The sequence below is a fragment of the Pseudoalteromonas agarivorans genome, from assembly GCF_024518735.1.
Taxonomy (GTDB): Bacteria; Pseudomonadota; Gammaproteobacteria; order Enterobacterales; family Alteromonadaceae; genus Pseudoalteromonas; species Pseudoalteromonas atlantica.
Genome location: NZ_JANIGJ010000007.1, coordinates 252,586 through 275,359, shown reverse-complemented (window position 1 = coordinate 275,359; position 22,774 = coordinate 252,586). Strand labels below are relative to the sequence as shown.

General features: G+C 42.9%; 23 protein-coding genes. 6 read left to right on the top strand and 17 right to left on the bottom strand.

The window, feature by feature from the left end:
- Positions 1–108: 108 nt before the first annotated feature.
- The 3 genes from NQT65_RS14365 (at position 109) to yjjG (ending at position 2,288) form a co-directional block, all read left to right on the top strand.
- Positions 109–1,008: a phosphoribulokinase gene (locus NQT65_RS14365; RefSeq protein WP_004589425.1), complete on the top strand. Its 900-nt coding sequence runs from the start codon at positions 109–111 to the stop codon at positions 1,006–1,008.
- A 63-nt stretch (positions 1,009–1,071) separates the two neighbouring features.
- Complete coding sequence (gene yjjX, locus NQT65_RS14360; RefSeq protein ID WP_004589424.1) at positions 1,072–1,614, top strand: inosine/xanthosine triphosphatase; 543 nt, start codon at positions 1,072–1,074, stop codon at positions 1,612–1,614.
- A complete protein-coding gene (gene yjjG, locus NQT65_RS14355) occupies positions 1,614–2,288 on the top strand; it encodes a pyrimidine 5'-nucleotidase (protein ID WP_054982322.1) in 675 nt (224 codons plus the stop codon). The genes yjjX and yjjG overlap by 1 nt, the downstream gene beginning before the upstream one ends.
- 129 nt (positions 2,289–2,417) lie before the next feature.
- Here yjjG and lpxC read toward each other — a convergent pair whose 3' ends face one another.
- The 16 genes from lpxC to mraZ all read right to left on the bottom strand — a co-directional run bounded on the left by lpxC (position 2,418) and on the right by mraZ (position 20,166).
- The gene (gene lpxC / locus NQT65_RS14350; protein ID WP_004589422.1) at positions 2,418–3,329 is read right to left on the bottom strand and encodes a UDP-3-O-acyl-N-acetylglucosamine deacetylase; all 912 of its coding nucleotides are present in this window, start codon (positions 3,327–3,329) and stop codon (positions 2,418–2,420) included.
- Positions 3,330–3,435: 106 nt separating this feature from the next.
- Positions 3,436–4,683: a cell division protein FtsZ gene (ftsZ, locus tag NQT65_RS14345; RefSeq protein WP_256851430.1), complete on the bottom strand. Its 1,248-nt coding sequence runs from the start codon at positions 4,681–4,683 to the stop codon at positions 3,436–3,438.
- Positions 4,684–4,706: 23 nt separating this feature from the next.
- Positions 4,707–5,939: a cell division protein FtsA gene (gene ftsA, locus NQT65_RS14340; RefSeq protein ID WP_004589420.1), complete on the bottom strand. Its 1,233-nt coding sequence runs from the start codon at positions 5,937–5,939 to the stop codon at positions 4,707–4,709.
- Positions 5,936–6,721 (bottom strand): cell division protein FtsQ/DivIB, encoded by a 786-nt coding sequence (locus tag NQT65_RS14335; protein WP_126008177.1) that lies wholly within the window; start codon positions 6,719–6,721, stop codon positions 5,936–5,938. The genes ftsA and NQT65_RS14335 overlap by 4 nt, the downstream gene beginning before the upstream one ends.
- A 1-nt stretch (position 6,722) precedes the next feature.
- Positions 6,723–7,643: a D-alanine--D-alanine ligase gene (locus NQT65_RS14330; protein WP_126008179.1), complete on the bottom strand. Its 921-nt coding sequence runs from the start codon at positions 7,641–7,643 to the stop codon at positions 6,723–6,725.
- Positions 7,640–9,049: a UDP-N-acetylmuramate--L-alanine ligase gene (gene murC / locus NQT65_RS14325; RefSeq protein WP_051063459.1), complete on the bottom strand. Its 1,410-nt coding sequence runs from the start codon at positions 9,047–9,049 to the stop codon at positions 7,640–7,642. The genes NQT65_RS14330 and murC overlap by 4 nt, the downstream gene beginning before the upstream one ends.
- A 42-nt stretch (positions 9,050–9,091) precedes the next feature.
- A complete protein-coding gene (murG, locus tag NQT65_RS14320; protein WP_256846087.1) occupies positions 9,092–10,168 on the bottom strand; it encodes an undecaprenyldiphospho-muramoylpentapeptide beta-N-acetylglucosaminyltransferase in 1,077 nt (358 codons plus the stop codon).
- Positions 10,165–11,340, bottom strand: a complete 1,176-nt coding sequence (gene ftsW / locus NQT65_RS14315; RefSeq protein ID WP_004589415.1) for a cell division protein FtsW — start codon at positions 11,338–11,340, stop codon at positions 10,165–10,167. The genes murG and ftsW overlap by 4 nt, the downstream gene beginning before the upstream one ends.
- Positions 11,337–12,671 carry a UDP-N-acetylmuramoyl-L-alanine--D-glutamate ligase gene (gene murD / locus NQT65_RS14310; protein ID WP_256851429.1) on the bottom strand — a complete coding sequence of 445 codons (1,335 nt, stop codon included), beginning with the start codon at positions 12,669–12,671 and terminating at the stop codon, positions 11,337–11,339. The genes ftsW and murD overlap by 4 nt, the downstream gene beginning before the upstream one ends.
- Positions 12,672–13,754, bottom strand: a complete 1,083-nt coding sequence (gene mraY, locus NQT65_RS14305) for a phospho-N-acetylmuramoyl-pentapeptide-transferase (RefSeq protein WP_004589413.1) — start codon at positions 13,752–13,754, stop codon at positions 12,672–12,674.
- Positions 13,754–15,136: a UDP-N-acetylmuramoyl-tripeptide--D-alanyl-D-alanine ligase gene (locus tag NQT65_RS14300; protein ID WP_121637954.1), complete on the bottom strand. Its 1,383-nt coding sequence runs from the start codon at positions 15,134–15,136 to the stop codon at positions 13,754–13,756. The genes mraY and NQT65_RS14300 overlap by 1 nt, the downstream gene beginning before the upstream one ends.
- Positions 15,133–16,611, bottom strand: a complete 1,479-nt coding sequence (gene murE / locus NQT65_RS14295) for a UDP-N-acetylmuramoyl-L-alanyl-D-glutamate--2,6-diaminopimelate ligase (protein ID WP_138684901.1) — start codon at positions 16,609–16,611, stop codon at positions 15,133–15,135. The genes NQT65_RS14300 and murE overlap by 4 nt, the downstream gene beginning before the upstream one ends.
- Positions 16,604–18,421 carry a penicillin-binding transpeptidase domain-containing protein gene (locus NQT65_RS14290; RefSeq protein WP_256851428.1) on the bottom strand — a complete coding sequence of 606 codons (1,818 nt, stop codon included), beginning with the start codon at positions 18,419–18,421 and terminating at the stop codon, positions 16,604–16,606. Before NQT65_RS14290 ends, murE begins: the two co-directional genes overlap by 8 nt.
- Positions 18,418–18,744 (bottom strand): cell division protein FtsL, encoded by a 327-nt coding sequence (gene ftsL, locus NQT65_RS14285; protein WP_024033306.1) that lies wholly within the window; start codon positions 18,742–18,744, stop codon positions 18,418–18,420. The genes NQT65_RS14290 and ftsL overlap by 4 nt, the downstream gene beginning before the upstream one ends.
- Complete coding sequence (gene rsmH, locus NQT65_RS14280; RefSeq protein WP_004589408.1) at positions 18,741–19,679, bottom strand: 16S rRNA (cytosine(1402)-N(4))-methyltransferase RsmH; 939 nt, start codon at positions 19,677–19,679, stop codon at positions 18,741–18,743. The genes ftsL and rsmH overlap by 4 nt, the downstream gene beginning before the upstream one ends.
- Positions 19,680–19,707: 28 nt before the next feature.
- Positions 19,708–20,166 carry a division/cell wall cluster transcriptional repressor MraZ gene (mraZ, locus tag NQT65_RS14275; protein WP_126008190.1) on the bottom strand — a complete coding sequence of 153 codons (459 nt, stop codon included), beginning with the start codon at positions 20,164–20,166 and terminating at the stop codon, positions 19,708–19,710.
- A gap of 502 nt (positions 20,167–20,668) precedes the next feature.
- Here mraZ and NQT65_RS14270 point away from each other — a divergent pair.
- Genes NQT65_RS14270 through NQT65_RS14260 form a run of 3 tightly spaced genes read left to right on the top strand, consistent with a single transcriptional unit; the run spans position 20,669 to position 21,713 of the window.
- Positions 20,669–21,007, top strand: a complete 339-nt coding sequence (locus tag NQT65_RS14270) for a DUF883 domain-containing protein (protein WP_256851427.1) — start codon at positions 20,669–20,671, stop codon at positions 21,005–21,007.
- 6 nt (positions 21,008–21,013) lie between these two features.
- Positions 21,014–21,460, top strand: a complete 447-nt coding sequence (locus NQT65_RS14265; RefSeq protein ID WP_004589130.1) for a threonine/serine exporter family protein — start codon at positions 21,014–21,016, stop codon at positions 21,458–21,460.
- 10 nt (positions 21,461–21,470) lie between these two features.
- Positions 21,471–21,713 (top strand): hypothetical protein, encoded by a 243-nt coding sequence (locus tag NQT65_RS14260; protein WP_004589129.1) that lies wholly within the window; start codon positions 21,471–21,473, stop codon positions 21,711–21,713.
- Between the two features lie 60 nt (positions 21,714–21,773).
- Here NQT65_RS14260 and NQT65_RS14255 read toward each other — a convergent pair whose 3' ends face one another.
- On the bottom strand, positions 21,774–22,754 hold the full coding sequence (locus NQT65_RS14255; RefSeq protein ID WP_256851426.1) for a glutathione S-transferase family protein: 981 nt from the start codon (positions 22,752–22,754) through the stop codon (positions 21,774–21,776).
- Positions 22,755–22,774: the final 20 nt, after the last annotated feature.

Here is a 22,774-nt window from a genome sequence, read left to right as displayed (position 1 = left end):
TCGTTTTATTTTTAAGCACCTCATGATAACGTTATTTGCCGATGGCGTCACTTGACCTAAGTCAGTCAACTCTTTATAACTAACTTGGTCCTAAAAAAGAGAAAATACATGTCAGCTAAACATCCTATCATTGCTATTACAGGTTCGTCGGGTGCGGGAACTACCACTACCACCAATGCAATTAAACATATTTTTCGTAGCCTCAACATTGATGCGGCTTTTATCGAAGGAGATAGCTTTCATCGTTACACGCGACCAGAAATGGATAAAAAAGTACGCGAAGCACAACAAGAAGGTAAACATATAAGTTACTTTGGCCGTGAAGCTAATGACTTTGGCGCATTAGAAACCTTATTTGGTACCTACGGCGAAACAGGCCAAGGCAAGTTACGCCGATACTTGCATACCTTTGACGAAGCAGTGCCATACAATCAATTACCGGGGACCTTTACCCCTTGGCAAGATCTTGAAACAAACACTGATTTAATGTTTTACGAAGGCTTGCACGGTGGCGTGGTTGATCAGGATCATGATGTAGCTAAGCACGTGGATCTACTTATAGGCATGGTGCCTATTATTAACCTTGAATGGATCCAAAAATTGATCCGCGATACGCAAGACCGCGGCCACTCTCGCGAAAAAGTAATGGACTCAATTGTACGCAGTATGGATGACTACATTAACCACATCACACCGCAGTTTTCGCGCACCCATATTAACTTTCAACGTGTGCCAACGGTTGATACGTCAAACCCATTTAGCGCAAAAGATATTCCTTCGCTAGATGAAAGCTTTGTGGTTATTCGCTTTAGAGGAATTGATGACGTTGATTTTCCGTATTATTTACAGATGATTGAAGGCAGCTTTATGTCGCGTATAAATACCCTTGTGGTGCCAGGCGGTAAAATGGGTTTAGCAATGGAGCTGGTGCTTACCCCGCTTATTAAAGACATTATTGTTAAAAAGCGTGCTCTTGAAAACCTAGCCCCTTTAGATATACCCATTTAGCCCCTCTTTTATGATTTACACTTCTGACGTACACTGCTGCTTTTGCTAACAGTGAGGGAAAACGTGTCGCACTCATTAAAAATTATTGTGGGCTCTAAAAACCCAGTAAAAATTAACGCTGCAAAACATATTTTTGCAATGTACTTTCCTAGTTACGAAATTGATTGCCAAGGCGTTGATGCTCCCTCAAATGTTCCCGATCAACCAATTGGCGAGGAACAAACCCGTATAGGCGCACAAAACCGAGTCACTTACTGTAAAAACATGTACCAAGCAGATTACTACTGTGCAATGGAAGGCGGTGCAGAGCAATTTAGCTATGGTGCTGCAACCTTTGCCTATGTTGTTATTAATAATGGCTCTGAGCAAGCGATAGGACGCAGCAGTAACCTGCCGTTACCGCAAGTGTTATATAACGCGCTGCTAAGCGGAGAAGAGCTTGGCGATGTAATGGATAAAGCATTTAACACTCATAATGTTAAGCAAAAAGGCGGCGCGATAGGGCTTCTCACAAACAATCATGCCACTCGCCAAAGCACCTACACCCAAGCGCTTACCTTAGCTATGGCTCCTTTTTTACACCCTAGCCTTTATCAGGAAAATTAATGAAATACAGTTATGTACTGTTTGATGCAGACGAAACACTATTCAGGTTTGATATTTTAGCGGGGATGACCCGCATGTTTAAAGCGTACAACATTGAGTTTACTCAAGCTGATTACATCCATTACCAAAAAACTAATAAGCAGCTGTGGATAGATTATCAAGATGGAAAAATTAGTGCCGATTACTTACAAGTAACCCGCTTTAACGAGTGGGCTGTAAAATTAGGGGTACCCGCTAAAGAGCTAAACGATGCATTTTTAGATGCTATGGCACAAATTTGTGAACCACTCCCCGGCGCAATCGATTTACTAAATGCACTAAAACCGCATGCACAATTGGGTATTATTACTAATGGCTTTGCCCGTTTGCAAGCCCTGCGCCTAGCGCATACCGGCCTTGAAAATATGTTTGATTGGCTGGTTATTTCGGAACTGGTAGGCATTGCTAAGCCTAACAAGGCTATTTTTGAGCACACATTTGAGCTTATGGGTAACCCAGACAAAAGCAAAATATTAATGGTGGGCGACACTGCCTCTAGCGATATTTTAGGAGGCAATAATGCCGGTATTGATACCTGTTGGCTACAGCACCCAGGCGAGCAGTTACCAGCAGGCATAAGCCCAACCTACACCATAACTGAACTGGCACAGTTACCAACAATTTTAGCGCTTTAAGCTGCGCGTTAATTATTAAAAATTAATAGTAATTAGTTGCAACTCGCTAATTTAAGGCAAAAAAAATGACGCTATTAAGCGTCATTTTTTATAACTGTTTGTGAGCGTGTATTTTTAAAAAATACTAAATTAGGCCGTCGCTAATTCAAGGCCGGGTGCAGGCATCGTAACAGGCGTTTCAAATGTTGCCCACTCCCATGCTGATTCTGTTGCCATAATTTTGCGAAGTAACTTATTATTTAAATCGTGACCCGATTTATAAGCCGTTACTTTACCTAGTAGGTTATGACCTGTCATAAACATGTCGCCCACACAGTCTAATATTTTGTGTTTTACAAATTCATCGCTGTAGCGCAAACCATTTGGGTTTAGTACTTTAAAGTCATCAAGTACTACTGCGCTGTCCATGCTGCCACCAAGTGCTAGGTTATTAGCATGCATGTATTCTATGTCTTTCATAAAACCAAAGGTACGTGCACGGCTAATTTCTTCAGTAAAGCTTTGCGCAGTAATATCTAAACCAATGCGCTGGCGGCTTTCATTAATGGCCGGGTGATCAAAGGCAATTTCAAAGTCGATATGAAAACCATCATATGGTTCTACTTCGGCCCATTTATCGCCTTCTTCAATACGTACTTTTTCTTTTATACGAATGAAGCGTTTCGCGACATTTTGCTCTTCAATGCCGCCTTTTTGTAACAAATAAATGAACGGTAATGCACTACCATCCATAATCGGCACTTCTGAGCTGTCTAATTCAACAATTAAATTATCGATACCCATCGCAGCAACCGCTGCAATTAGGTGCTCAGTCGTTGATAAGCGAACGCCATCTTTGTTAATTAAACAGGTACACAGCTGCGTATCACCAACGGCTTCAGGTGTTGTTTCAAAATCAACAACCGGATCAAGGTCGACACGACGAAATACAATCCCGGTATTTGCGCTCGCAGGTCGGAGAGTTATTGTGACCTTCTCACCTTTATGAAGTCCAATTCCTATGGCTTTGACTACTTGTGCAATCGTACGCTGTTTAATCATAGGTTCGCTCACTTTTAAATCAGTTACAGTTAGACGGCGGAGTTTAACATAAATCCTTTTGCCTTTCAATATTTGTATATATTTCAAACAAAAGCATTAGTAGATGTTAATCAGCCTGCTTACGTAAAAAAGCCGGAATATCAAAATAATCTCCGCCTTCTGATTTATCCGCTTTTTTACTGTTTTGCGTTGATGAACTTGCCGTGTTGCTTGAGCTTGTAGATGGCGCTTGTTCTTTGCTTTCTACTTGCGTGCTTGGCGTCGTTTCTTCAGTGCTTGTACCTTGGCTTGCAAAGCTTGGTACGTACATGCTGCTAGATTGGTTTGATGAACTTGCTACATCAGAACCTGATGCCTTTTTAAAGCCGTTATCAACAATACCAAACTGCGGACGACGATCGCCGCCTAAACCCGTAGCAACAACGGTTACACGTAACTCGTCGCTCATTTCTGGGTCAATAACTGCACCTACAACTACGGTTGCATTTTCAGACGCTAACGCTTTAACGTGGTTACCCACAATTTCAAATTCTTCAATCGCAATGTCCATACCCGCGGTAATATTAACCAAAATACCTTTAGCGCCGGTTAAATCAACGTCTTCTAGTAATGGGCTTGAGATAGCCGCTTCTGCAGCTTCTTGAGCACGATCTGGGCCTGATGCAGAGGCTGTGCCCATCATGGCAGTACCCATTGCTGACATTACGGTACGTACGTCGGCGAAATCCACGTTAATTAAACCAGAACGTGTAATTAGCTCCGCAATACCTTGAACCGCACCAAAAAGTACATCGTTTGCTTTAGCGAAGGCATCTAACAGTGTAGTCCCTTTACCTAAAACTTTAAGCAATTTATTGTTCGGAATTGTAATAAGTGAGTCTACAATTTCTGACAATTCATTAATGCCTTGTTCAGCAGCTGCTGCGCGCTTTTTGCCTTCAAAGTCAAAAGGGCGCGTTACTACAGCAACCGTTAAAATACCTAATTCTTTGGCAATTTTAGCAACCACTGGTGCAGCACCAGTACCTGTACCACCACCCATGCCGGCAGCAATAAATACCATATCTGCGCCTTCAAGGCTGGCACGAATTGTTTCTGCATCTTCTTCAGCCGATTCGCGGCCTACTTCTGGGTTTGCACCTGCACCTAACCCTGAGGTTATTTGCGTGCCTAGTTGTACGGTAATATCGGCAGCGGAATTACGTAATGCTTGCGCATCCGTATTTGCGGCTATAAAGCGCACGCCTTCTATTTGTTGTTTTACCATGTGCTCAACAGCGTTACCGCCGCCACCGCCCACGCCAATTACCTTAATTACAGCTTCTTCGCTGTGTTGTTCCATCATATCAAACATGTTTACTCTCCGACTTGAGTACTTTAAAACTCGCCTTGGAACCATTTAGTAATGCGGTTCCACCAATTATTATTATCCTCTGCTTTCGACTTTTGTGCATTCATCGATTGCATAGTGCGCCCGTATTGTAACAAACCTACAGCGGTTGCGTACGAAGGATCGTCTACGTAGTCTGTCAAACCAACTATCCCGATTGGTTTGCCTATTCTCACTGGCATTTGGAAAATGTCTTCAGCCACTTCCATTGCGCCAGTCATTTTAGCAGTCCCGCCTGTAATAACGAGGCCTGCCGCAATTTGGTCTTCTAAACCTGAGCGACGAATTTCTTCCATCGCTAATTCAAATAATTCTCTAAAACGAGGCTCTACCACTTCAGATAAAGTATGGCGCGACATTAATCGTGCTGGTCGCCCGCCTACACTTGGTACTTCTATGGTGTCTTCGTTGCTGGCCATTTGGCTACTTGCACATGCATATTGTACTTTGAGTGACTCAGCATGTGATATAGGTGTACGAAATATTTTTGCAATATCACCGGTTACTTGATTACCCGCCACTGGGATAACCGAAGAATGGCGTAATGCCCCGTTAATATAAATAGTGATATCCATTGTACCACCACCAATATCAAGTACCGCTACGCCAAGCTCTTTTTCGTCATCGGTTAAAACCGAGTAACACGATGCGAGTGCGGTAAATATAAGCTGATCAACCTCTAAACCACAGCGCTCAACACATTTTTCAATGTTTTTAGCCATGTCGTTTGAGCAGGTAATAATGTGTGCACGTGCTTCCATACGTACACCGCTCATACCAAGGGGGTTTTTAATGCCCTCTTGCATATCAATGCTGTATTCTTGCGGTAATGCATGCAGCATTTTACGCTCGGCCGAAATAGGCACAGAGCGCGCTATATGAATTACATTTTCAATGTCTTCATCGGTTACTTCTGTATTATTGATAGCAACCACGCCGCTTTCGTTTTGACACTGTATGTGCTTGCCAGAAATCCCTAAGTACACTGAGCTAATACGACAATCAGCCATTAACTCGGCTTCATCTATTGCTCGGCGAATCGACTCAGACACTAAGTTTAAATCGTTAACGCCGCCTTTATCCATACCATGAGATACTTGGCTGCCCACACCAACAATGCTGAGCTTGTTATCTGCGGTGATTTCACCTACCGTGGCCACCACTTTTGAGGTACCAACGTCTAATCCAATCACTAGGTTTCTTTCTGCTGACTTAGTCATGCCTTACTCTTATTTTGTAATTGCTGTTCTTGCACAGGCTTATAGCTAACTGCAAGGCCGGTATCATAGCGTAAATCTATTGCATCTATTTGTGCATCTGCACGCTTTTCCATGCGCGGGTACACATCTATAAACCGCTGTACTCGCTTTGCTTTGTCTTTGCGCCCTAAATTTAAGCGCACACCATTATCTAACCATAACTGCCACGAAAAACGCTCCGAAAGGGCTAAGCTTTTTAACGTTAATGCATTTACCTTTAGCATTTCGTCAAATTGCTTAAAGGCAATCCACGCTTCTTTTTCGCTGCCTTCTGGGCCGTAAAGTTGCGGTAAATCATTGGCGAGTTTATCGCTACTTGCTTCAAAGGCATCGCCACTTTGGTTTAGCAGTAAATCGCTATTCCAATGGGCTACGGCTTCGTGTTCAACTACGTACACTTGTATTGTATCGGGCCATTGCTTGCGTACCGATACGGTTGCAACCCAAGGTAAATCTTTTACCAGTTGCTGTACGCGTTTTACATCTAGCTCAAAAAAACTGCTTAAATCGGCCTGTTTTATTGCTTTTATTATGGCCTTTTCGTCAGTGTATTTGGGCTTTCCTAGCACTGTTAAGTGCTTTATTTGTGCATCTTTGTTCTCTACTAGCCAATCAGATACACCGGTAGTTATTTGCACGAGCCCAATCACTACCACCAGAAAAAAGCTCACACCAAAAATTAGCGACCAATTAAAGTTAAGTTGCTGTTTTAACTGTTGAGCTTTTTCTAAAAGGGGATGCATATTAAAGCGTTTGCCCCAAAATGCGAACAACTAATTGCTCAAATGTTGCCCCGTTTGCTTTTGCCGCCATGGGCACCAGCGATTTTTCGGTCATGCCAGGGACTGTATTTACTTCTAATAAATAAAAATTCCCCTGCTCATCTTGCATGGCATCTACACGGCCCCAGCCGCTTGCCCCCACTAAATCAAACGCCTCTAACGAGATAGCCTGTAAGTGCTGTGTATCTTGCGCCGATAAATCTGCTGGGCAATGATACTGTGTTGTATTTGATTGATACTTAGCTTGGTAATCGTAAAAACCATTTGGAGTCGTCATTTCAATCACAGGCTGTACTTCATCGCCTAATACAGTCACGGTAAATTCGCGTCCGGTTATCCACTGCTCTACTAACACTTGGCTATCAAACTTAAAAGCGTGTGTAAGGGCATCTTCAAGCTCTTGAGCGGTACTTGCTTGCGCCATACCTATGCTTGAGCCTTCGTGCGATGGCTTAACCATTACTTTTTTAAACTCATCCATAATAGCTTTTGCATCAAAGCCTTTTTTAGCATCAACAACTGCATAAGGCGCTGTGCTTAGTCCTGCAGATTTAAATAAATGCTTACAACGTACTTTATCCATTGCCAAGGCTGAGCCTAATACAGTGCTGCCCGTGTATGGCAAGTTCATAAATTCAAGTGCGCCTTGCACTGTACCGTCTTCGCCACCACGGCCATGCAAAGCAATAAAAACACGATCGACCTTTAATTCTTTTAGCTCCCACAAAGAGCGATTTTGCGGGTCAAAAGCAATGGCATCAACGCCGGCATTTTGTAGTGCATTAAGCACCGCTTGCCCTGAACGTAGTGACACTTCGCGCTCTGCTGAGTTACCCCCAAGCAGTACTGCTACTTTACCAAATTGCGCGTTTTCTTGCGTCATACTTCACCTTGCTTTAATTTTTCCACCGACATACCTGTTGCCGCTAATGTTTTAACCAATTGTCCTATATTACCAGCGCCTTGCGTTAAAACTAAGTCGTTATTTTGTAAGTTATCTGCCAGCACACCAGCAAGCTCTGCGCTCGTTGCTACATGTAGAGGCTCTTTTCCGCGCTGACGTAAGCTGCGGCACAGGCTTTTACTGTCTGCGCCAACAATAGGCTCTTCGCCGGCACTGTACACATCAAGTAATAAAAGTTGATCTACATCTGCTAATACTTTTACAAAGTCTTCGTATAAATCGCGTGTACGGGTAAACCTGTGCGGTTGATAGACCATAACTAAACGCTTTTCTGGCCAGCCTTCGCGTACCGCTGCAATGGTGGCAGCAACTTCTGATGGGTGATGTCCGTAATCATCCACCAGCATGACATTGCCGCGCTCATTTTCAAAATTGCCATAATGCTGGAAGCGTCGTCCTATGCCTTCAAATTTTTGCAGCGCCTCTAAAATTGCGTGGTTAGCAATGTTTTGATCTTTAGCCACTGCAATTGCCGCCGTGGCATTAAGTGCGTTGTGCTTACCTGGCATATTAAGCGTTGCACTTAAGCTTTCACCGCTTTTATGTGTCACTGTAAAAGTACAAGTACTTGCTGATTGGCTAAAATCGCTCATGCGGTAGTCAGCATCTTTTGACTCGCCATACGTGATCACAGGGCGACCAAAACGCGGGATCAGCTCACTTGCTACTTGCGAGTCTATGCACACTACGGCTAAGCCATAAAATGGCAGGTTATGAATAAAGTCCACATAAGTGTCTTTCATTTTCTCAAGACTGCCGCCATAGGTTTCCATGTGATCTTCTTCAATATTGGTAATCACCGATACCATAGGCTGTAAATGCAAAAACGATGCATCGCTTTCATCTGCCTCAGCAATTAAAAAGTCGCTCTTGCCCACTTTTGCGTTACTGCCCGCGCTATTTAATAAGCCGCCAATGATAAAAGTAGGATCAAGCCCTGCCTGAGCATAAATGCTGGCAATTAAACTGGTTGTTGTGGTTTTACCATGTGTGCCCGCAATGGCAATGCCATGGCGAAAACGCATTAATTCGGCAAGCATTTCTGCACGGCGAACTACCGGTATACGCGCTGCTTTTGCAGCAATAATCTCAGGGTTTGTTTCATCAATAGCACTTGAAACAACAACTACGTTGGCATCTTTTACGTTGTTTTCGTGATGGCCTATAAATACTTCTGCACCGGCTTTAATTAAGCGTTCGGTCATTGCGCTGTGCGCTATATCTGAGCCTGTAATGCGGTAGCCTTCAAAAGCCAGTACTTCAGCAATGCCGCCCATACCCGCACCACCAATACCAATAAAATGGATGGTTTCTATTCGACGCATAGCAGGTCGAGTTTGTTGTTCTTGTATTGACTTATCTTTCACTTATTTTCTCTTATTTGTTACTTGCTCACAGTGCGAGGCAACGCTTGCTGTGGCATCTAAAATGGCTTGCTGCTTAGCATTGCTGGCCATTTGTTTAATTAATATAGGCTTTGCCAAATACGGGTTTAATAGCTCAACTATTGAATCTTTATTAAACTGCGGCTGAGGCATTAAAAGCGCGCCATTTGCGGTTACTAAATATTTTGCGTTGGCGGTTTGATGATCGTCTACCGCATGTGGAAATGGCACAAACACAGCCATTTTACCCGCGGCGGCAATTTCACTAACAGTCAGTGCACCAGCACGGCAAATAACAATATCGGCCCACGCGTAGGCGGCGTCCATATCATCTATAAATTCAGCAACTTTTAGGTCTTCATCTGCAATGTTGTTTTTCGCATACGCGCTTTTCACACCCTCAATATGGCCTTTACCTGTTTGGTGCCACACTTTAATTGGCGCTGTTTTAGCAAGTAAGTTAAACGCCTCTGGCAGTGTTTGGTTAAGCACTTGTGCGCCTAGCGAGCCACCCACCACTAAAATATTAATAGGGCTTGAAACATCACGTTTAGCTACATTAGCAACGCTTGCACGTACTGGGTTACCGACTAATTCGGCTTGCCCTGGTGCAAAGGCGCTTGGAAACGCAGCAAGTACTCTGTTAGCAAATTTTGCCAACCACTTGTTGCTCATTCCTGCTACTGCATTTTGCTCATGAATCACCAGTGGAATGCCTAAACTTTTAGCGGCAATGCCGGTTGGCCCGGTTACATAGCCGCCCATAGCAAGCACTACATCAGGTTGCTGAGATTTCAATACCTTACGCGCCTGCAATATTGCATTAAGTACCATGAATGGGGCTTTAATAAGACGCTTTAAGCCATTACCGCGTACGCCCTTTACATTAATAAAATCAATCTCAATGTTATGCTTTGGTACAACATCCGCTTCCATTCTGTCTGGCGTGCCTATCCAGCTTACTTGCCAGCCTTGCTCTTTTAAATAATCGGCTACAGCAATACCTGGGAATATATGCCCGCCTGTACCACCGGCCACAACTACTAATTTTTTACTCATCGCTTACCTCCGCGTGAGGTGGCTTGTTTGGTTGCCATTTTAGTTTCAAAATCAACACGCAATAAAATACCGGTGGCAATCGTCATTATTAATAAACTTGAACCACCATACGAAATAAACGGCAAGGTTAACCCTTTAGTCGGTAATAACCCTGCGCTGGCGCCTACATTAACCATGGTTTGAAACGCAAACCAAATGCCAATAGCAAACGCAAAATAGCCTTCGTATTCTTTGCCACATTTTAAAGCTTGTTGGCCTATTAAAAGCGCCCTAAATACAAACACAGCCAACACACATAAAATACTTGCTACACCTACTAGGCCTAGCTCTTCACCTATAACGGCAAAAATAAAATCGTTATGTGCCTCGGGTAAATACTGTAACTTTTGCACGCTGTTACCTAACCCTTGGCCAAACCAGCCACCTTGGCTGTAGGCCATAAGCGACTGCACTAACTGATACCCTTTACCAAATGGGTCTTCCCAAGGGTCTAAAAAGCCCACCACTCGCGCCATTCTGTATGGCTCTACAATAATCAGTAATACAACAAGCCCTACGCCCGTTAAAATAAGTACAAAAAACTGCCATAACTTTGCGCCGGCCAAAAATAACAGCCCCACAGTTGTTACAAACATAACCACCACGGTTCCTAAATCGGGCTGTAGTAAAATAAGTAAGGCATATACCGCAAATACAGCGATAGGCTTAGCAAAGCCTTTAATATTTTCTTGTACTTCTTCTCGTTTTCTTACTAAGTAGCCTGCTATATAACTGAAAAAGTATAATTTAGCGGCTTCGGCCACCTGAAAACCAACCGGCCCAATGGGTATCCAACGCTTAGCGCCGTTGACTTCGCGGCCTATTATTAACACGGCAATAAGTAGCACCATACCAAGCAGCAACAAATACGGGTTTGAGCGTTTCCACCAATCCATAGGCACGCTGGCTGCAATCCAAAATAAAACAAATGCCATCGCTAAAAACATGCTGTGGCGAATGGTAATATGGTATGAGTTATCAAACAGCCTTTCGGCTGTGGGCATTGAGGCGCTGGTCACCATTATAAAACCCACCCCTATAAGCATTAACATGCAATAAAGCAGTGGCACATCGTAAAGCTGTGCTGAGGGTTTTGGGGTGAGTGTTTCTTTTAAATCGGCAAAGGCAATCATAGTTGCCCTTCCATTACACATTGCACAAAGTCATCACCGCGTTGCATGTAGTTGTTATACATATCAATGCTGGCACAGGCAGGGGCAAGTAATACAATGTCACCGCGCTTGCTAAGTACTTTAGCGAGCGATACCGCCTCTTGCATTGTTTTTACTAAGTGCGATTTACTCGTTAAAGCAGCAAGCTCTGCTGCATCTTTACCAAAGCATACAAGCGCTTTTACATGACTTTTTATATATGGCTTTAACGCACTTAAATCAGCGCCTTTAGCATCACCACCGGCTATTACAATCAGGTTTTCGTGCTCCGAGGCCAAACTATCTATTGCCGCTATAGTGGCGCCAACATTGGTGGCTTTAGAGTCGTTAAAGTATTGAACACCATGTTGCTCATCAACAAACTGGCAACGGTGCGCTAAACCATTGAATTGAGAAAGCGCCGCTGCGTACTGTTCTTTACTAATATCAAACGGGCTTAATAACGCCATAACCGCAAGTGTATTTAAGTGATTGTGCTTACCAACGACCGCAAGCGTGCTAACAGGTAAGTAAGCCTCGCCTTTTACTATAAAGTGCAGCTCATTATTGCGCTCAGCTAAGTGGTAATCACCTTGGTCGCTGCCAAAGCTCATTTGCGGCGCTAAAGCGCGACTAATAGGCTTAGTTTGAATATCATCTGCGTTGGTTACTAAAAGCTCAGCATTGTTATAAATACTTAGTTTAGAGTCGATATAGGCTTGGTAGCTGTCGTAACGATCTAAATGATCTTCAGATATATTTAATACCGCTGCGCTTATTGGTTTTAAGCTTGAGCAGGTATCCAGCTGAAAACTCGAAAGCTCCAGCACATACACATCAAAATCATCACTTAGTAAATCCAATACCGCAGTGCCAATATTGCCACCTAATGCCACCTTATAACCTGCTGCTTTTAATACCTCGTAGGCTAAGGTAACAACGGTTGATTTACCATTAGAGCCTGTAACAGCAACAACCGGTTTTGTATTTATACGAGCAAACAGCTCTACATCACCAATTACTTCAATGCCTGACTCTATTGCTTGAGCAATTGCGGGAATTTTTAAGCTAAGCCCGGGGCTTATGATGATCATGTCGGTTTTACAAAGCGCGGCGCTAGCTAAATCACCAAAATGCGTATTAAGCTCAGGAGCATGCTCGCTTAGCCAATCCATACCTGGTGGCGCAACACGGCTATCAACGACTTTTGGTGCAAAACCATGAGATAATAAAAAACGCACAATGCCCAGACCGGTTACACCGAGTCCGAGCACTGTTATATGTTTGTTTTTTATCTCGTTTAAATACTGCATTTATCGAATCTTTAATGTCGCAAGGCCAGCAAGTACTAGCACAATTGAAATTATCCAAAAGCGCACAATAACACGTGGCTCTGGCCAACCTTTTAGCTCGTAATGATGATGAATCGGCGCCATTCTAAAAATGCGCTGTCCGCGTAATTTGTATGAGCCCACTTGTAAAATTACCGATAAAGCTTCCATTACAAACACGCCGCCCATAATAATAAGCAGTAGCTCTTGGCGTACTAAAATAGCAATAATGCCCAGCGCGCCGCCAAGTGCCAGCGACCCTACATCTCCCATAAACACCTGTGCTGGGTATGTGTTAAACCATAAAAAGCCTAACCCAGCGCCAACAATAGCGGTACACACAACCACCAGCTCACTAGCAAGCGGTAAATGCGGGATATGTAAGTAAGCCGAAAAGTTAATGTTCCCGGTTAAATAAGCAATTATCGCCAGTGCAGCAGCCACTAAAATAGTCGGCACAATCGCCAGGCCATCTAAGCCATCAGTCAGGTTTACCGCGTTTGAAGTACCCACTAATGCAAAGTAAGTAATTACAATGTAAAACAAGCCTAGTTGTGGCAATACATCTTTAAAAAATGGCACCACGAGTGAGGTTTCTGACGCTTGTGTACTCGTTGCATACAGTGCAGTTGCCACCACTAGAGCAATAACCGATTGCCAAAAATACTTCCATTTAGCAATTAGCCCTTTAGGGTCTTTACGTATTACTTTGCGGTAGTCATCTATAAAGCCCACTAAACCTAATGAGCCAATTACAAATAAGGTTGCCCATACGTATTTGTTTGATAAGTCAGCCCATAATAAGGTGCTGGTAAATATGGCGCCTAAAATAAGTAAGCCTCCCATAGTAGGAGTGCCTTTTTTAGATAAGTGAGATTCTGGCCCATCATCACGCACTACTTGGCCAATTTGCATTTTTTGTAACGAACGAATGAGCTTAGGGCCAAAATAAAGCGACATCATTAACGCTGTTAATATGCCTAAAATGGCACGTAGGGTTAAATACGAAAAAACATTAAAGCCACTGTAATATTGGGTTAAATACTCTGCCAGCCAAACTAACATTATGATACTCCATTGATGGCTTGTTGCTGGCCATTTACTAAATCGGTTACTAATAATTCCATGCGAGAACTGCGCGATCCTTTCACCACAAGCGTGGTTTTATTGTTTGTGTTATTAAGACTGGTTTGAATTTGCTTGAGCATTTCTTCGCGGTTAGAAAAATGACGGTTTGGCTTATCAAATACATCGCTTGCGTATTTACTTAACACACCCAGCGTATACAGCTCATCAATGCCTTGTTGTTTTGCGTATTCGCCTACTTCTTGATGATAAGTTCTGGCTTGTTCACCAAGCTCTCCCATATCGCCCAGTGCTAAAATACGGTGCCCTTGAATATCACTCAATAAATCAATTGCTGCTTTTACCGACTTAACATTTGCATTGTAGGTATCATCAATAACGGTCAGTGAATCACTTACTTTTATTAAGTTTACACGCCCCTTAACATCGCCCATGGTGGCAAGTGCGGTGGCTATCTCTTCAAGTGATACATCAAACTCGCTGGTTAAAGCCGCGGCAATAAGCGCGTTACTCACATTGTGCTTACCAGGAAGAGCAAGCGTTACAGGTACTTTTTGATCTTGTGTACACAATAAAAAGCTTGCGCGAGCGTTTTCATCTAGGCTGATATTTTCAGCCCAAATATCAAGTTTTTCAGTACTTGAAAAACACTTAACAGTGCGCCCTTTTAATTTATCAAGCCAGTATTGGCTAAATTCGCTATCGCAGTTAACAATGGCAACGCCATCGTCTTTTAGGCCATCAAAAATCTCACCTTTTGCCTTAGCAACTCCCATTAGACTACCAAAGCCTTCTAAATGCGCAGCGGCCACATTACACACCACAGCTACATCGGGTTTTGCCATAGCGGTAGTGTAAGCAATTTCGCCTAAATGATTAGCGCCAAGCTCTATAACAGCAAAACGGTGCTGCGGCTCTAAACGTAATAGCGTAAGTGGTACGCCAATATCGTTATTAAAATTACCTTTTGTAGCAAGCACATCTCCGTGCACCGATAAAATAGCGGCGCACATTTCTTTTACCGTTGTTTTACCCACGCTGCCCGTAATGGCAATGGTTTTAGGGTTAACCTGTGCCATAACTGCCGCACCTATATTACCTAATGCAATACGGGTATCGCTAACAACAAACTGCACAATATCTACATCTACTTTATGCTGAACAATAACGCCAATAGCGCCTTTTTGTTTAGCATCAGCAATAAATTTATGGCCATCAAAATTAGGCCCTTTTAAAGCTAAAAACACCTCACCGTCGCAAATGCTGCGGGTATCGGTATTAATATTTACTACATTGAGATTATCACCTAGATAATCGGTTGCTAGCACATTTGCCAGCCAATCAAAGTCCATTGGGATCATTGAGTTATCCCTCTTACTGCTTTTTTTAGTTGTTCTTTTACATAACTGCGATCGCAAAAGTCGATACGTTGATCACCAATAATTTGGTAATCCTCGTGGCCTTTGCCGGCAATTAAAATAACGTCATCCGCATTTGCATTTTCTATTGCATAGCGAATGGCTTTTGCTCTGTCAGCCTCTAAATGGGCTTTTTCAGGCTGCGATAAACCCGCTGCCACATCTGCCAAAATAGCATCTGGGTTTTCTGAACGCGGATTGTCGCTGGTAACAATAACCTTATCTGCATTTTGCTCTGCCGCTTGCGCCATTAAGGCACGCTTACCTTTATCTCTGTCGCCGCCACAACCAAAAACACAACTAACCCCACCAGGCACATGCTTTTGCAATGCTTGTAAAGCCAGAGCAAGTGCATCAGGCGTATGGGCGTAATCAACAACGCACGTGGGTAAATTAACTTCGCTAAACGCTTGCATACGCCCAGCAACGGGGTGCAAATGCGCGCATCCGGCGGCTAACTGCTCAAGCGGATAACCTAGCCCCAACAATGTTGCCAGTGCCGCAGTTAAATTATATAAGTTAAACTCACCAAATAGAGGCGATGTTACGCTAATATCACCCCAACTTGTGCTCAATTGCGCCGAAATACCATTTTTAGAATACTCAACATCAGAAAAATACACATACTGTGCATTTTTAGGTGCTAAATTTTTACGACCATAACAAATAAGGTTATTAAAACTGTATTTTTCAAGCCATTGCTCTGCTTGCCCATCGTCTTGATTTAGCACCACTAACTGTGGGTCAAAATCGCGAAACAGCATAAGTTTGGCGTCGCCATAACTTGCCATATCGCCATGGTAATCAAGGTGATCGCGCGATAAATTAGTAAATACCGCCGCTTTAAATTGGCATTGTGCCACACGCTGTTGCACTAACCCGTGCGATGAAACCTCCATCGCCACAAGCTTTTTATGCTGCTGTTTTAAGTCATGCAATATGTGCTGCAAGTCAACAGCCGAAGGCGTGGTATTAATAAGTGGCGTAAGTGTATCGGGGTGGCCATAGCCTAATGTGCCTATAATGGCCGAAGGGGTACTACAAAACTGCGCTAAATGCGCCATCATAGCCGTTGTTGTAGATTTACCATTAGTGCCCGTTACACCAATTAAATCGAGAGATTGGCTTGGGTTTTCATAAAATTGACTCGCTAGTTCTGGGAGTTTTTTATCAAGCTCGGTTACTAAATACAGTGGCTCAAAAGTGACATCGAATTCGCACAGTCTATCGGCAATAATGGCTGTAGCGCCGTTTTCAATTGCTTTGGCAATAAACTGTCCGCCATCAAGCGCATGGCCTTTTATAGCCACAAATACATCGCCTGGCGTTACATCCCGGCTATCAAGGCGTAAATCTTTAACTAGCTGCGAAGGTGCATCTATCTCGATGTATTTTAAAATAGCCTTTAAATCACGCATCGTTATCTTTACCTTTTACGTAAGCCACTTCTTCCTTATCAGGGGCTACGTTTAATATTCTTAATGCGTTAGAGACGATTTCTGCAAATGCAGGGCCTGCGGTGGCACCTCCATAGTACACATCGCCACCGGGCTCATTTATCATCACTACCACAGCCAAGCGTGGATTACTTGCCGGTGCTACACCTGCAAAATAACCTACGTATTCATCACCGTAACCACCAGCAACCGCCTTTTTAGAAGTACCGGTTTTGCCTGCCGCGCGATAGCCATCTACTTTTATGTTTCGGGCTGTACCGTCTTTTTCAAACACGCTTTCCATCATGTGAACAACGGCTTCTACGTCTTTTTGTTTAAAAATACGCTCGCCTTCTGGCACACCGTCTTGCTTTAAAATCGTTAACGGACGATTAATCCCACCGGCGCCTAACATGGTGTAAAAACGGGCCATTTGCGCCGTACTTACCGAAATAGCATAACCAAACGATAACGTGGCAATTTCAAAATCAGACCAGCGGCGGTTTGGATAAAATAAACCACTACTTTCGCCAACCATGCCTGTGCCGGTATCGCTACCAAAGCCCACTTTTTGATATAAGCCAACTAAGTAATCTTTAGGTACTTGCTGCGTTACCTTCGCCACGCCCATGTTTGATGAATACTTTAAAATTTCGCGAAGCGTCATTTCACCGTGGTTACGGGTATCTTTTACTAAACTGCCGCCTAAACGCATCCAACCTGGGTAGGTATCAATGGTGTCGTCGGCTTTAATTACGCCGTAGTCTAGCCCAGCTAAAATGGCTAGTGGCTTAACGGTTGAGCCTGGTTCAAACAAATCGGTAATTGCGCGGTTACGGCGTTTATGTGGTTGTGCATCGTTCAAATTATTTGGATTAAATGATGGGCTATTTACCATGGCCAAAACTTCACCGGTTTTAACATCAACTACCATGGCCGACCCCGATGTCGCTTTATACGTGAGTACAGCAGATTTTACTGCTTTATAAGCAATTGCTTGAATGCGTTGATCAATACTCAGCTGAATATTTTCAGGCTCTACACGCTCACGCTCATCTAATACTTCAACTTCGCGGCCTTGGGCATCTTTACGAATAGTGCGACGGCCTTCTTCGCCTGTTAAGGCATTTTCGTAGAGTTTTTCAATGCCTTCTATGCCTTTCCCATCAATATTTGTAAAACCAATAATGTGAGCCGTTACCTCTCCCGCGGGGTAATAACGTTTAGACTCATCTAACAAATGAATACCAGGTAAGCGTAATTGGCTAATGTAGTTGGCAACCGCCGGTGTAACTTGGCGCTTTAAATACACAAAACGACGGGTGGGATCATTTAATAAACGCGAATTTATTTTTTTAGGATCGATACGTAATACATCTGCCAGCTCACGCCAACGCAGATCATTTTCATAATAAACAGAGGTACGCTTATCAAGCTCAGCGGCATTTTCTGCAAGTGTTTTATGATCTTCACCGTTTTTACGGGCTTGTTTTATAACTTTAGCAACAAGTGACTTATGCAATGCTTTAGGATCGGCATACACACTGACTACAGGCACACTTACAGCAAGCTCTTTGCCTTGACGATCGAAGATCATACCGCGTTGTACATGTAGTTTTTCTACACGAACGGTGCGTTTATCGCTTTCTGAACGGGCTTTATCTGGCTCAATAACTTGTAAATAGGCAGCACGCGACACCAGTGTTACAAACACTAAAAACACCACAGTGCACACCAACATAAAGCGCCATGTGATTAAGTTATTGACCTGTTTTTTGCCGCGATTTCTCATTGTATTATTATTACCTGTTCATCCTGACTGGTAGGGCGCTTCATTTGAAGCTGTGTGGTAGCAACCTCCTCAATGCGCGCATGCTGCGAATAAAACTCTTCTTCTACAAGTAAATAACGCCATTCAAGGTCGAGCTCATCTCGCTCTTGTAGCAGCGTATCTTGCTTAATTAGCTGCGCGCGAGCCGAGTGCGTAACCTGCACTACTGCAAAGCTTGAAGCGAATATCACAACCAACAAGGCCGAGGTTAGCTTGTTAGCTCCTAGGCCTTTTAATATTTCTAAAAATAAATTGGGTTGGCGATGATTCGCTTTAGTGTTCATCCAAGCCTCTGTGCAATCCTAAGTACTGAGCTGCGAGAGCGTGGATTACGCTCAATTTCTTCAGCACTTGGTTTAATAGCTTTACCCACTGCTTTTAACGTCAGGTTTTTATTTATTTGTGCGTCGGTTAAAGGCAGACCTCTGGGTATCGCTTCTCCCTTACTCTGTTTTCTAATAAATTGCTTCACAATTCTGTCTTCAAGTGAATGAAACGAAATAACCACTAAACGTCCACCTGGCTTTAATACTTTTACAGCAGCTTGCAGTGCGGTTTGAATTTCTTCCAGTTCACTGTTTATGTAAATTCTGATTGCCTGAAATGTACGTGTGGCTGGGTGTTTAAATTTATCTTTAACAGGCACCGCTTCATCGACTAAATCGGCAAGTTGCTTGGTTGTGGTAATTGGCGTGTGCTCTCTTACCTCAAGTACTTTGTGGGCAATACGCTTACCAAATTTTTCTTCACCGTAGGTTTTAATTACATGGGTAATGTCTTCAAGCTCAGCTTCGGCTAGCCACTGCGCTGCACTGCGCCCACTTGTTGGGTCCATGCGCATATCAAGAGGGCCGTCCTTCATAAAGCTAAAGCCACGCTCTGCGTCATCAAGCTGGGGTGAGGACACGCCAATATCTAATAAAATGCCATCAACTTTACCTAAAAGATCGTTTTGCTCTGCAACATCGTATAAGTTAGAAAAGCGGGTGTGAGCTATAGCAAATCGTGCGTCATCGGCAAATTTTTCAGCCGACTTTATTGCTTGTGGGTCTTGATCAATGGCCTGTAAACGCCCTTGCTCACCAAGTCGAGCAAGTATTTGACCTGAGTGTCCGCCACGTCCAAAAGTACCATCCATGTATATGCCGTCTGGCTTAATTGCAAGAGCATCGATGGTTTCGTCCATTAATACGGATACGTGTTCAAATTGCGCAGTCATTAGCTTGTGTTTGCCTTTTTTAGTGCCGTTAGAGTGTGAAACTATCTAAATCTTGGTTTGCTTCAAAATCCCCGAGCCTTTCCAACTCAGTGTCTTGGCGCATTTGTTCGTGCCAACGCGCTTCATCCCAAATTTCAAATTTATTCATTAAACCAACTAGCATGATCTTTTTGCCAAGTTCTGCGTGGCTACGCAATGAAGGCGCCAGCAAAATTCGACCATTTTTATCAAGTTGATACTCTGTGGCATTACCTAACAACATACGTTGCATTCGGCGAGCGCGTGGATTCATATTAGAGATTTTAGATAAGCGGCTTTCTATTTCTTGCCACTGTGCAAGAGGATACAACCATAAACACGGCTCGTTTAGCGCAATGGTACATATTACCGTTCCTTGATCTTCAGACAGCAAAGCGTCTCGGTACTTAGTCGGTACCGCAAAACGTCCTTTATCATCCAAGCTCAGTGAACTAGCGCCACGAAACATAAAAAGCCTACTTTTAAATTGTGTAATCGAGTTTCGATTAATTTGATCCAGTTAGATCCACTAAAAACCACTTTTTACCACAGTGCTCCAGTTTAGGGCTTGACAAGCCTTTTTGTCAAGTAAGCTGACCAGCTTTAACGTCTCGCTAAGCTAGAAAAAATAAGGCTTTACGCAAAGCGATTGAATTACGTGGGAAAAAGTGGAGGTAGTAGATAAAATTTTTTTAAAGCATTGCTAATAACGTTTGGTTTACATAATTTGCTTACTGAATAATCAATGAATAATTACAAAAAAATGAATCTAGTTTATAGGCATGTAAAATTTACTTAGCACAGCAGCAATACTTACTTCATGCTGCTTTTTATTTAATCTACCGCACCCTACCTTAAATATATAAAAACAATAAAATCAAGTGGTTAAATTATTTTTAATGGTTGGTTTAATCGTTGCATCTGCTATAGCACCAGTTAAATTTTTTTATTTTATTTATTAAGGATTGATTATGGCTACTGCAACAAATACAAAACCGAATACTGAAACAAACATGAAACCTGATTTTAAACAAAAAGAGAGTGAGGCACCGTTGACTGAAAAAGCAACGTCTGTTGCACACGATGCAGTAGATGCACTTTCAAGCAAGGCATCAGTTGCTGAGTCGAGCGTACGTAAAGGCGCTTCAAGCTCTGCAGAAGCACTAAGCGAAAAACAACTTATTGCTCGTGAAAAACTAACTGAGTGCAGCGCAAAAACGCGTGCTTTTGCCTCAGAAAATCCGCTAGCAACAGCGGGTATTGCTTTTGCGGCGGGTATGCTTGTAACGTCACTATTTCGTCGTAAGTAATAAATAATGAGTAGCTCACAAACAACAGCAACCACGGACGGTAATGCTCAAAATCAAACAACTGATGACCCTAGCCAAAAGGATGATTGGCAGGATCATATAGCAAAGATCATTGAATACTCTGACCAGCTCAAGGAGGATTATAAAACGCAAGGAAAGCTTACCCACCAACTTGCAAAGGCTGAGTGGAAGCTGTCGTTACGATCAATGGCGTTGATCACTATATTTTTAGGATGTTTTGCCAGTGGTTTGATTTTGTTGTGGGCCGGCTTACTAGGTGCAATTGGCTACGGTGTATATGATTTATTTGGCTCGGTTTGGCTTAGCTTTGCTACTGCTGCCCTCGCGCAAATAATTTGTTTAATTTGGCTTTGGCGAAATACCGTATACCTAAGCAATAAAATTGGCTTTAGTAAAACGATTAAAAGTTTAAAGCAACTTTTAAATCTATAAGGAAATAACCATGCTCGTTAATTTTCTAATTAAAGAACCCAATGAGAACGTTGACACGTTAAATAAGCAAATGGATTTACAGCATGCATTAAAGCGCCAGCACCATGCAGCAATAAAGTACCGCTTTAAGCGCTTTGCAGCCACCAAGGTAGGATTGGCATCAGCCTTTTTAGCCGGAGCAACGGTCCAAGCTGGCAAAAGCGAAACCAGCTTTGTGCGAAAATACGGCTGGCTGGTAAAGTTATTTGCATAGCAGCAATTGCATTTATAAAAGCTTTTTTAAAAGTGCAATTGCCGCTTACTTTAATACCTCTTAGTTCAACTCGTCTCTATTATGGTTTTGGCTAAAGTTTAACGCCGGCCCTTTTGGAATAATTTGCGTTGGGTTGATCATTGTGTGGCTAAAATAGTAATGTCGCTTAATATGCTCAAGGTTAACCGTACTGGCTACTCCCTCTATTTGGTATAACTCACGTACATAGTTACTCAGCGCTGGGTAGCTTTCAATGGTGCGTAAATTACACTTAAAATGCCCTACATACACGCTATCGAACCGAATGAGTGTGGTAAATAAACGCCAATCCGCTTCAGTTAATGTGCCCCCCATCAGGTAACGATTTTTACTTAGTATGCCCTCTACTTTATCAAGTGCTTTAAATAACGCAGTAAATGCATCTTCGTATGCTGTTTGTGTGGTTGCAAAACCCGCTTTATATACCCCATTATTAATATTGGTATAAACAAGGTCGTTAATTTCGTCAATATCAGCTTGTAGTGATTGTGGGTAATAGTCATCCGTATTATTCGTAATTTCATTAAATGCGGTATTGAACATACGAATAATATCTGCAGATTCATTACTAACAATTTTATTTTGCTGCTTATCCCAAAGCACAGGCACAGTTACTCGCCCACTGTAATTTTCATCGTGCTTAGTATAAATTTGATGTAAGTATTCACTATTAGATAAATCATCGCCGCTACTAAGGTTATCTTTATCAAAGCTCCACCCCTTATCTAACATATCTGGGCTGACTACCGATACGCTAATAATATCGCTTAGGCCTTTTAGCTGTCTGAATATAAGAGTGCGATGCGCCCACGGGCACGCTAAGGCAACATATAAGTGGTAGCGATTTGCTTGCGCTTTAAATCCGCCGCTCCCTGTAGGTCCAGGGCTGCCATCTTTTGTGATCCAATTACGAAGCTGTGCTGTTTCGCGTTTAAATTTACCATTATTCGAGTCGGTGTCGTACCATTTGTCTTGCCATTGACCATCAACTAATAAACCCATAATAACCTCCTCAATTAATT

What these genes read in the sequence shown, in the direction of transcription:
- mraZ (WP_126008190.1), bottom strand. Translation starts at nt 20,166, where the DNA reads ATGTTTCGTGGCGCTAGTTCACTGAGCTTGGATGATAAAGGACGTTTT.
- NQT65_RS14335 (WP_126008177.1), bottom strand. Translation starts at nt 6,721, where the DNA reads ATGCATCCCCTTTTAGAAAAAGCTCAACAGTTAAAACAGCAACTTAAC.
- mraY (WP_004589413.1), bottom strand. Translation starts at nt 13,754, where the DNA reads ATGTTAGTTTGGCTGGCAGAGTATTTAACCCAATATTACAGTGGCTTT.
- NQT65_RS14265 (WP_004589130.1), top strand. Translation starts at nt 21,014, where the DNA reads ATGAGTAGCTCACAAACAACAGCAACCACGGACGGTAATGCTCAAAAT.
- NQT65_RS14255 (WP_256851426.1), bottom strand. Translation starts at nt 22,754, where the DNA reads ATGGGTTTATTAGTTGATGGTCAATGGCAAGACAAATGGTACGACACC.
- ftsL (WP_024033306.1), bottom strand. Translation starts at nt 18,744, where the DNA reads ATGAACACTAAAGCGAATCATCGCCAACCCAATTTATTTTTAGAAATA.
- ftsW (WP_004589415.1), bottom strand. Translation starts at nt 11,340, where the DNA reads ATGATTGCCTTTGCCGATTTAAAAGAAACACTCACCCCAAAACCCTCA.
- ftsA (WP_004589420.1), bottom strand. Translation starts at nt 5,939, where the DNA reads ATGACTAAGTCAGCAGAAAGAAACCTAGTGATTGGATTAGACGTTGGT.
- murE (WP_138684901.1), bottom strand. Translation starts at nt 16,611, where the DNA reads ATGCGTGATTTAAAGGCTATTTTAAAATACATCGAGATAGATGCACCT.
- NQT65_RS14290 (WP_256851428.1), bottom strand. Translation starts at nt 18,421, where the DNA reads ATGAGAAATCGCGGCAAAAAACAGGTCAATAACTTAATCACATGGCGC.
- NQT65_RS14365 (WP_004589425.1), top strand. Translation starts at nt 109, where the DNA reads ATGTCAGCTAAACATCCTATCATTGCTATTACAGGTTCGTCGGGTGCG.
- murD (WP_256851429.1), bottom strand. Translation starts at nt 12,671, where the DNA reads ATGCAGTATTTAAACGAGATAAAAAACAAACATATAACAGTGCTCGGA.
- NQT65_RS14260 (WP_004589129.1), top strand. Translation starts at nt 21,471, where the DNA reads ATGCTCGTTAATTTTCTAATTAAAGAACCCAATGAGAACGTTGACACG.
- yjjG (WP_054982322.1), top strand. Translation starts at nt 1,614, where the DNA reads ATGAAATACAGTTATGTACTGTTTGATGCAGACGAAACACTATTCAGG.
- rsmH (WP_004589408.1), bottom strand. Translation starts at nt 19,679, where the DNA reads ATGACTGCGCAATTTGAACACGTATCCGTATTAATGGACGAAACCATC.
- murC (WP_051063459.1), bottom strand. Translation starts at nt 9,049, where the DNA reads ATGCGTCGAATAGAAACCATCCATTTTATTGGTATTGGTGGTGCGGGT.
- ftsZ (WP_256851430.1), bottom strand. Translation starts at nt 4,683, where the DNA reads ATGTTTGATATGATGGAACAACACAGCGAAGAAGCTGTAATTAAGGTA.
- NQT65_RS14300 (WP_121637954.1), bottom strand. Translation starts at nt 15,136, where the DNA reads ATGATCCCAATGGACTTTGATTGGCTGGCAAATGTGCTAGCAACCGAT.
- lpxC (WP_004589422.1), bottom strand. Translation starts at nt 3,329, where the DNA reads ATGATTAAACAGCGTACGATTGCACAAGTAGTCAAAGCCATAGGAATT.
- NQT65_RS14270 (WP_256851427.1), top strand. Translation starts at nt 20,669, where the DNA reads ATGGCTACTGCAACAAATACAAAACCGAATACTGAAACAAACATGAAA.
- NQT65_RS14330 (WP_126008179.1), bottom strand. Translation starts at nt 7,643, where the DNA reads ATGACGCAAGAAAACGCGCAATTTGGTAAAGTAGCAGTACTGCTTGGG.
- murG (WP_256846087.1), bottom strand. Translation starts at nt 10,168, where the DNA reads ATGAGTAAAAAATTAGTAGTTGTGGCCGGTGGTACAGGCGGGCATATA.